Consider the following 8086-nt stretch of genomic DNA (forward strand, 5'->3'; position numbering starts at 1 on the left):
AATACTAAAGCGCATTAAACAAAATAAGAGAGGCATTGCCCCTCTTATAAAAATGTCCTTCTAACCTTTTCCCAGAATGAATTGTCTTTAAGTTTGACGGTTTTAATTAATTTTTCGCTAAGTTTTACTTCAATCTTCTGGACATGTGCAATGCTCAACGCTTCATTATCCATCCCGATTATCGGATGGTTACTCCCGTCCTGATCCAATTCGATGGTGAGCTTGCGATTCGGGCCGAGAATGAATGATGAGCCGAGGGTGCGGTATGTATTGTTGTTCAGTGAAGCAAGTTCGCTTACCTGGAAACAAGGCAGGGTAGGATCAACGATCGCCCCGTTGACGGACTTATTGTAGGCTGTGCTTCCTGTAGGTGTCGCAATGATAATTCCGTCTCCGCGAAATGTTTCAAAATGCAAATCATCAATGAATAGGTCTAAAACCAATGTCTTAATGATTGAGGATCGCAGGCTAAGTTCATTTAATGCATAAAAGGGAGGCTGCTCTCCGTCCAGTTTGATTTCGATGGTTGGGTATCTTCGTACTTCAATTTCTTCCTTTGTAGCTGAAACAATCATTTTACTCGTATCATCGAGATGAAAATCGCAATACATATTTAAATTTCCTGTAGTTGAAATGCCGGCATATAAACAATCATCCCTGAAGCCGGTATTCCTGATAGCTTGGAGAAATGTTCCGTCATCACCAATGCTGACAACAATGTTTGCGTCTCTGTAATCCTGCGTAATATTAAATGAATACCGTTCGGCCAGCTCGTATAAATGTTGGGATTTTTCAATTAGCTCTGGCTCATTTGTGTGGAAAAAGTAAATGTTCCTCCGATTGGGCATCGTCTGTCACCATCCAGTCATTTAGTGTGTTTCCCAAAAATAAATAATTTGCTACAATATAGGAATGTGTAATTAGTTTATCATTATATGGAACATTTTTAAAAAAGCTATGTTAAATATCTCTGTTGATTTTTGGTTCATTTTGCTCCCCATCCATGAAACGATTGGGGAAAGCTGCTTTCTCGCATCAATTCATGGATGGGGAGCTACCTTTCAGCAAAAGCTGAAAGGCGTGTGAAACCCTGGTTTCACACGAATGAACCAAAAATAATATTTATCAACAATACTTTATAACAGAGCATTTTAAAAAGGAACGTATGTTACAGCTAGACTATTGAGGGGGAACTGCTATGAATGGAAAACGTTGGGCCGCGCTTGGGATTGCGGCTGCACTATTTGTTGTATCGGTTGGTATTAGTATTGCCGTATCGCTTTTTACCGCTGACACGGAAGATATTTTTAATGAGATGTTTGCGATGGATCAAGAATTTATCGAAGAGGTTGTCGAAGGTGATGATGAGTTTAATCAAATCGCCGTGTTTAATGTAGATGGGGTGATCCAGGATACCGGTGAAACGACTCCGCTAATGAGTACTGGAACCTATAATCACCGCGCATTTATGGAGAAGCTTCAAATGGCTAAGGAAGATGAAGACATTAAAGGAATCGTCTTGCAAGTCAATACTCCGGGCGGCGGTGTAGTGGAAAGCGCGGAAATTTACGATAAAATCAATGAGATTAAAAAAGATACGAAAAAACCGGTCTATGTTTCGATGGGATCAATGGCCGCATCGGGCGGATATTATATTTCTGCACCTGCAGATAAAATTTATGCAAGCCCGGAAACGCTGACTGGCTCTCTTGGAGTCATTATGCAAGGTTACAACTATGAGAAGCTTGCAGAAAAATACGGTGTGGAGTTTGTCACGATTAAAAGCGGACCGTATAAGGATATTATGAGCCCTAACCGCGAAATGACAGAGGAAGAACGTAAGATTCTCCAATCGATGATCGATAATTCTTATGATCAATTCGTAAAAATCATTGCCGACGGACGCGGTATGCCTGAAGCCGAGGTCAGAAAGCTCGCCGACGGCAGGATATATGATGGACGCCAGGCAAAGGAAGCGAACCTTGTTGATGATTTCGGACATTTAGCAGATGTTACGGACGCCATGAAAAAAGAATTAGACATACCGGATGCGCAGGTTGTCCGTTATACGGATGAAGCCGGCTTAGGCTCCTTGTTCACTATGGGCGCTCAAAAGCTCATCGGAAAAGATATGGAAACGGCAGGTCTGCTTAAATTGCTTTCACAACCAAATTCTCCTCGCCTTATGTATTTGTATGCAGAATAGGAGGATGGGCAAATGAATGAGAGAAACGATTCAGATGAACGATTAGAAATCAATGATACATTAGAACAGGAAAATGCTGTACGAGATCAATTCGGGGAAAACAAAGATTCCGCATCAATTGCTGTAAAGGCTGATCATACACCTGTCCAAACTGAACCTGTAATAAAAGTACAAGAACCAGAGTTGCCATATGCAGGTTTTTGGATGCGTTTTTGGGCTTATCTAGCAGATATCGTCATTATCGGAAGCATCAACCGCATTGTCGTGCATCCGATTTTTAAGGCATTGGATCTTTCAGATAGTGGCTGGTTCTCGCCGGAAGCTATTTTTACCGCCATTGTCTTCTATCTCTACTTTACCTTAATGACAAAGTATTTTAGGCAAACCTTGGGCAAAATGATCTTTGGCCTAAAAGTGGTAAGCTTAAAGGAAGGCAAGCTGTCATGGGGAACAATCTTATTCAGGGAATTTATCGGGAGATTCATTTCAAAGACCACTTTCGTGGGCTATATCATTGTCGGCTTCTTGCCGAAGAAACAAGGCCTTCATGACATTTTCGCGGATACTACTGTGATTTTGGATCGCAGATAAAGGATAAACCCGCCAGAATTTTTAGCTGGCAGGTTTATTTTTTTTTATAAAGCCGATAATAGCGGGTTAAAGGGGTGTGAGAAGGTGGAATGGTTATTGGCAATACTGGTATTGATTCTGGCACTGTTGTTGCTGGTTTTTTTTACAAAGGTAAAAATAAAAATCCACTTTCGCCACCAGCAGGATGCAGATGAGTTCTATATAAAGTTCCGGGCATGGTTTGGGATCTTGCATTATACAATCACGATTCCGGTAAGCAAGTCGGAGGAAGATTCCCCTGTGGAAACAGCAGTGGATTCCGATGAAGACGATGATTCAGAAAGGACAAATCAAGTATCGTGGAGAGATTTAATAAGCAGCTTTGATAACCAAAACGAGCTTATTGAACATGTTACCGGCTTCTATCGAGTTGTCAGGGATTTCTTAGGCAGGGTAAAAGTGAAAAAAATTGATTGGCATAGTGTTACTGGAACTGGAGATGCCGTATATACAGCCATGCTGGCAGGAGGGTATCTTGGATTGAAAGGCTCTGTCTTCGGGCTGTTAAGCAGTTATCTGCATTTCACTAAGCTCCCTTCCTATGCGGTAACCCCCGATTTTGGACGAATGGTTTTTAATACGTCGCTAACTTGCATATTACAGATTCGAATCGGAGAAGCTATATTGGCAGCAATTAAACTACTTCGCTATTGGAATGAAGAGAAAACAAAATTTAGAAAGCTCCACCCGCATAGGCCTGGGTGAAAGCTCGCTCTCTCCCAGGCCTATGCGGGTGGAGCAACCTTTCAGCTTGGCATGTGACACAGAAGTGTTACATGAATGGGCCAAAAATATATTGGCAGACAGCTCTACATTCATAAATTAACTCATATAGACTTACAGTGATTCTAAAAATCAATCGATTTAGACTGGAGGAAGTGCAGATGTCAGATCATCCAATTCAAGGCTTAATGTCTGCAGCAATGGAAAATCTAAAGGAAATGGTCGATGTTAATACGATCATCGGAGACCCTGTCGAAACTCCTGATGGCAGCGTCATTTTAACCGTTTCTAAAGTAGGCTTTGGTTTTGCGGCCGGTGGTAGTGAATTTACCCTTGCCAACGGGGGGGCACAGTCGAAACAGCCTTTTGGTGGAGGAAGCGGCGGTGGCGTATCAATTACCCCGATCGCGTTCTTGATAGTAGGTTCACAAGGTGTTAAGATGCTCCACCTGGATCAGGGAACCCATTTACTCGAGAAAATGATGGACACCGCACCATCCCTTGTTGATAAAATTCAGAGCATGCTCTCCAAGAAAGGGAGCCAGAATCAGTCAAAAAAGGGAAATCAGAATCAGTCAACGAATCGGCAGAATTCAGAGAAAAGCAGCAATGATCAGGATTTTGATTTTTGACGGAAGACGAGTGATTTCTCAAAAGCAGAGCACAGGGGCCCGGGCCCCTTTTTTCATTAAGTAAAATAATTGCAAAAAAATGCCTTTAACCCTATTATTAACACTGTACATATTCATTGGATAAAGGGAGGACAAATCAATGGCATCCGTAACATTTAAAAACAACCCGGTAACGTTAGTTGGCAGTGAAGTAAAAGTCGGCGACCAAGCACCTGACTTCACGGTTCTGGCTAACGATCTCACCGAGGTAACATTAGCCGACAGTAAGGGCAGTGTGAGAATCATCAGTGTCGTACCATCCGTTGATACAGGGGTATGCGATGCGCAAACAAGACGTTTCAATGAAGATGCTTCAAAAGCAGGGAATGTCCAAGTGTTAACGATCTCCGTTGACCTTCCTTTTGCACAAAAACGCTGGTGTGCGGCCAGTGGCCTTGACAATGTCCAGGTCCTTTCCGATCACCGGGACCTGTCTTTCGGGGAAGCGTACGGAGTCGTGATGAAAGAACTCCGTTTATTGGCCCGGGCTGTGTTCGTCTTAGATAGTAGTGATAAGGTAGTCTACGCAGAATACGTTAGCGAAGGCACGACCCACCCAAACTATGAAGCAGCAATCGAAGCTGCAAAAGCTGCAAACTGATGATCACGGTCTGGCTGTCTCGTACGCTGAGCTTCCTTTTTAGGGAACTGCAGGGGCAGCCGGGCCATTTTATCATCCTTCTTAATCGTCTCCCTCGAAGACCTTCGACTTGTCTCTTGGTCGTCTGACCTTTAAAATGGTTTAAAGAAACACACAGGAGGAATTTCGAGTGAATTTAACCCCAGTTGAAGAGTTATTCCATAAATTTGACGAAACAGCACAAATACTTCAAGAAGAGCTGGCATGCACGTACCTGGACGCACTCGGTGAAACAGGTGAAAATTTTTTCCATGGTCATGTGATCCAGGAAGAGGTAAGCGAGCTCTCTAAAAAAAGATTGTCCAAACAATACCAGGACTTTTCCATCAAGAAGTATTCAAATGAAGATATCCGCAAAGCATACCAATTAGCTATATTAAAAGGGATGCAGGAAAACATCCAAAATAATCATCAAATGACCCCGGATGCAGTGGGAATGTTTGTAAGTTATTTAATCGGGAAATTTACAAATAATAAACAAGAGTTATCGATCATCGATCCAGCTGTAGGAACGGGGAATCTATTATTCACCATCCTTAATCACTTATCTGACAAACGGATTTCTTCAAATGGTGTGGATATTGATGAAACGTTAATAAGACTTGCATATGCTGGTGCCAACCTGCAGGAGCATTCTGTACAGTTCTTCAATCAGGATAGCCTTGAACCATTGTTTATCGATCCATCCGATATTGCGGTCAGTGATTTGCCTGTCGGATATTACCCAAACGATGTCAGGGCGGCTGACTTTGAGCTGGCAGCTGAAAGTGGTCACTCCTATGCGCATCATTTATTTATCGAGCAGAGCGTAAAGCATGTGCGGGATGGCGGTTATTTATTCTTTATTATCCCAAACGGGTTATTTTTATCAGAAGAAGCGCCAAAGCTTAACGAGTATTTGAAGAAATCAACTCATATTCAAGGAATGGTACAGCTTCCCCTATCGATGTTCAAAAGCGAAGCAGCGGCAAAAAGTATCTTAATACTTCAAAAGAGACAAGAGGGTGTAACACCGCCGAAAAACGCATTGTTGGTTGAGCTTCCTAAGATGTCGGATATGAATGCGACGAAATCGGTCATGAGCAAGATCGATGATTGGTTCAAAGAGGAAAAGTACTAATTTACCATGTTGAAAAGCTAATGACCTTTCCGGGGCGTTAGCTTTTATTAAACTGTTTTCTAAAAAGTAAGAATTAACTTTATATATCGTGTAAGCGTAATCAAGTAAACCTTGTTCTTGTAATCTGGAATATTCAATGATTAAATTAAAAATTGTCACGACTTATCCATACTATTACAGCTAGAAACCATTTATAATACATCGTATGATAACCAAAGGAGCGGAATTATGTCAAAAATCATTGCCATCAATGCAGGCAGTTCCTCTTTAAAGTTTCAATTATTTGAAATGCCGAAAGAGGATGTAATCACAAAAGGACTCGTTGAAAGAATCGGACTAAATGACGCCGTTTTTACGATTACGGTCAATGAGGAAAAAATCACGGAAACACTGGATATTCCCAATCATGAAGTAGCCGTTAAATTATTATTGGAAAAACTGCTTAACCATCAAATCATTAAGTCATATGATGAAATTGACGGGATTGGCCACCGCGTCGTTCATGGCGGAGAAATATTCAATGATTCAGCGGTCATTACGGATGAGGTTCTTGCCAATATTGAAGAATTGTCCGATTTGGCACCCTTGCACAACCCAGCCAACATAACAGGGATCAAGGCGTTCAAACAAACTCTCGGAGATATTCCTGCAGTGGCTGTTTTTGACACGGCATTCCATCAAACCATGCCAGGTTCTTCTTATTTATATAGCCTGCCTTATGAATACTACGAAAAGTATGGCATTAGAAAGTATGGCTTCCACGGTACTTCCCATAAATACGTCTCACAAAGAGCCGCAGAAATGCTTGGCCGGCCGCTTGAGCAACTTCGCCTGCTTTCCTGCCATCTAGGAAACGGCGCAAGTATCGCAGCAATCGAAGGCGGGAAATCGATAGATACCTCGATGGGATTCACTCCGCTAGCAGGTGTAACGATGGGTACGCGTTCAGGCAATATTGATCCCGCGTTAATTCCATTTATCATGGAGAAAACCGGAAAAACAGCTGATGAAGTGCTGGACGTCTTGAACAAAAAAAGCGGAATGCTTGCCGTTTCTGGTTTCTCGAGTGATCTTCGCGATATCCAAATCGAAGCTGACAAGGGAAATGAGCGTGCAGAATTGGCTCTGGAAGTATTCGCAAGCAGAATCCATAAATACATCGGTTCCTATGCCGCGCGCATGAGCGGGGTAGACGCGATTATTTTTACAGCAGGTATCGGAGAAAACAGTGAGATGATTCGTGCCAGGGTATTGCGCGGCCTGGAGTTCATGGGAGTATACTGGGATCCTGCGCGTAATAAAACAAGAGGGGAAGAAACATTTATCAGCTATCCTCACTCCCCTGTTAAGGTCATGGTCATCCCGACAAACGAGGAAGTAATGATTGCGCGGGATGTTGTGCGTTTGGCTAATGTATAATCCTGATTATGCTCTCTCTTTAGGTGGCTGGAAAATTCCACTTAAAGAGGGATTTTTTTATCTTGAATAAAACGAAATAAAGATTGACCGGATTTGAAATGGATAGTAATATAAGTAGGTCGCTGTAAAGCGGCAAGTGATAAAACAACTTGGTTTAATTTGGTTGTAGAAAATCATTGACTTGTTTCCTTGATTGGGAGTATGATAGATAGGTTGCTGAAAACGCAGTGATTTAAAGTGAATTTAACCTTCACGAAAGTGTTGACAGCTAATTTAAATTATGCTAATATAATAAAGTTGCTTTCGGGAAAAATGGTAAGTAAGAAAGTAGACTGATTAAGCCATTGGCTTTTACGCTTTTGGAGAGTATGATAGATTAGTTGCTAAATTCATAGCGACTTAAAATCAACAGTTGACAGTCGGTTTAAATTATGTTAAGATAATAAAGTCGCTTCTGAGAGAAACGACAACGAAATTGCTCTTTGAAAACTGAACAAAACAAAGCGCCAACGTTAATTTTTTAAGTGAGCACACACTTTCAAAAAGCAAATGAGCAAGTCAAACATTCTTCGGAGAGTTTGATCCTGGCTCAGGACGAACGCTGGCGGCGTGCCTAATACATGCAAGTCGAGCGAATTTCAGGGAGCTTGCTCTCTGAAATTAGCGGCGGACGGGTG

The 8086-nt window shown here is 42.0% G+C and carries 8 protein-coding genes and 1 rRNA gene; 8 read left to right on the forward strand and 1 reads right to left on the reverse strand.

Going from position 1 to position 8086, the window contains the following annotated elements; all coding sequences use genetic code 11:
• Positions 1–44: 44 nt before the first annotated feature.
• Entirely contained in the window at positions 45–848 is an 804-nt protein-coding gene (locus LQ216_RS15525) for an NAD kinase (protein ID WP_230130376.1), read from the reverse strand.
• A 350-nt stretch (positions 849–1198) separates the two neighbouring features.
• On the opposite strand from LQ216_RS15525, the gene sppA reads away from it, so the two are divergent.
• The 8 genes from sppA to LQ216_RS15565 form a co-directional block, all read left to right on the forward strand.
• Positions 1199–2206, forward strand: a complete 1008-nt coding sequence (gene sppA / locus LQ216_RS15530) for a signal peptide peptidase SppA (RefSeq protein WP_230130377.1) — start codon at positions 1199–1201, stop codon at positions 2204–2206.
• A 12-nt stretch (positions 2207–2218) separates the two neighbouring features.
• Positions 2219–2797, forward strand: coding sequence for an RDD family protein (locus tag LQ216_RS15535; RefSeq protein ID WP_230130378.1), 579 nt, complete (start codon positions 2219–2221; stop codon positions 2795–2797).
• Positions 2798–2881: 84 nt separating this feature from the next.
• Positions 2882–3541, forward strand: coding sequence for a DUF2953 domain-containing protein (locus tag LQ216_RS15540; RefSeq protein WP_230130379.1), 660 nt, complete (start codon positions 2882–2884; stop codon positions 3539–3541).
• A gap of 179 nt (positions 3542–3720) precedes the next feature.
• Positions 3721–4191 (forward strand): GerW family sporulation protein, encoded by a 471-nt coding sequence (ytfJ, locus tag LQ216_RS15545; protein ID WP_230130380.1) that lies wholly within the window; start codon positions 3721–3723, stop codon positions 4189–4191.
• Between the two features lie 139 nt (positions 4192–4330).
• Positions 4331–4831, forward strand: coding sequence for a thiol peroxidase (tpx, locus tag LQ216_RS15550; RefSeq protein WP_230130381.1), 501 nt, complete (start codon positions 4331–4333; stop codon positions 4829–4831).
• Positions 4832–5000: 169 nt separating this feature from the next.
• Positions 5001–5990, forward strand: a complete 990-nt coding sequence (locus LQ216_RS15555) for a class I SAM-dependent methyltransferase (protein ID WP_230130382.1) — start codon at positions 5001–5003, stop codon at positions 5988–5990.
• A gap of 228 nt (positions 5991–6218) precedes the next feature.
• Positions 6219–7409 carry an acetate kinase gene (locus LQ216_RS15560; RefSeq protein WP_230130383.1) on the forward strand — a complete coding sequence of 397 codons (1191 nt, stop codon included), beginning with the start codon at positions 6219–6221 and terminating at the stop codon, positions 7407–7409.
• Between the two features lie 566 nt (positions 7410–7975).
• A 16S ribosomal RNA gene (locus LQ216_RS15565) occupies positions 7976–8086 on the forward strand; the annotation flags it as partial.

It is taken from the genome of Bacillus sp. CECT 9360, from assembly GCF_918741275.1.
GTDB lineage: Bacteria > Bacillota > Bacilli > Bacillales > DSM-1321 > Peribacillus.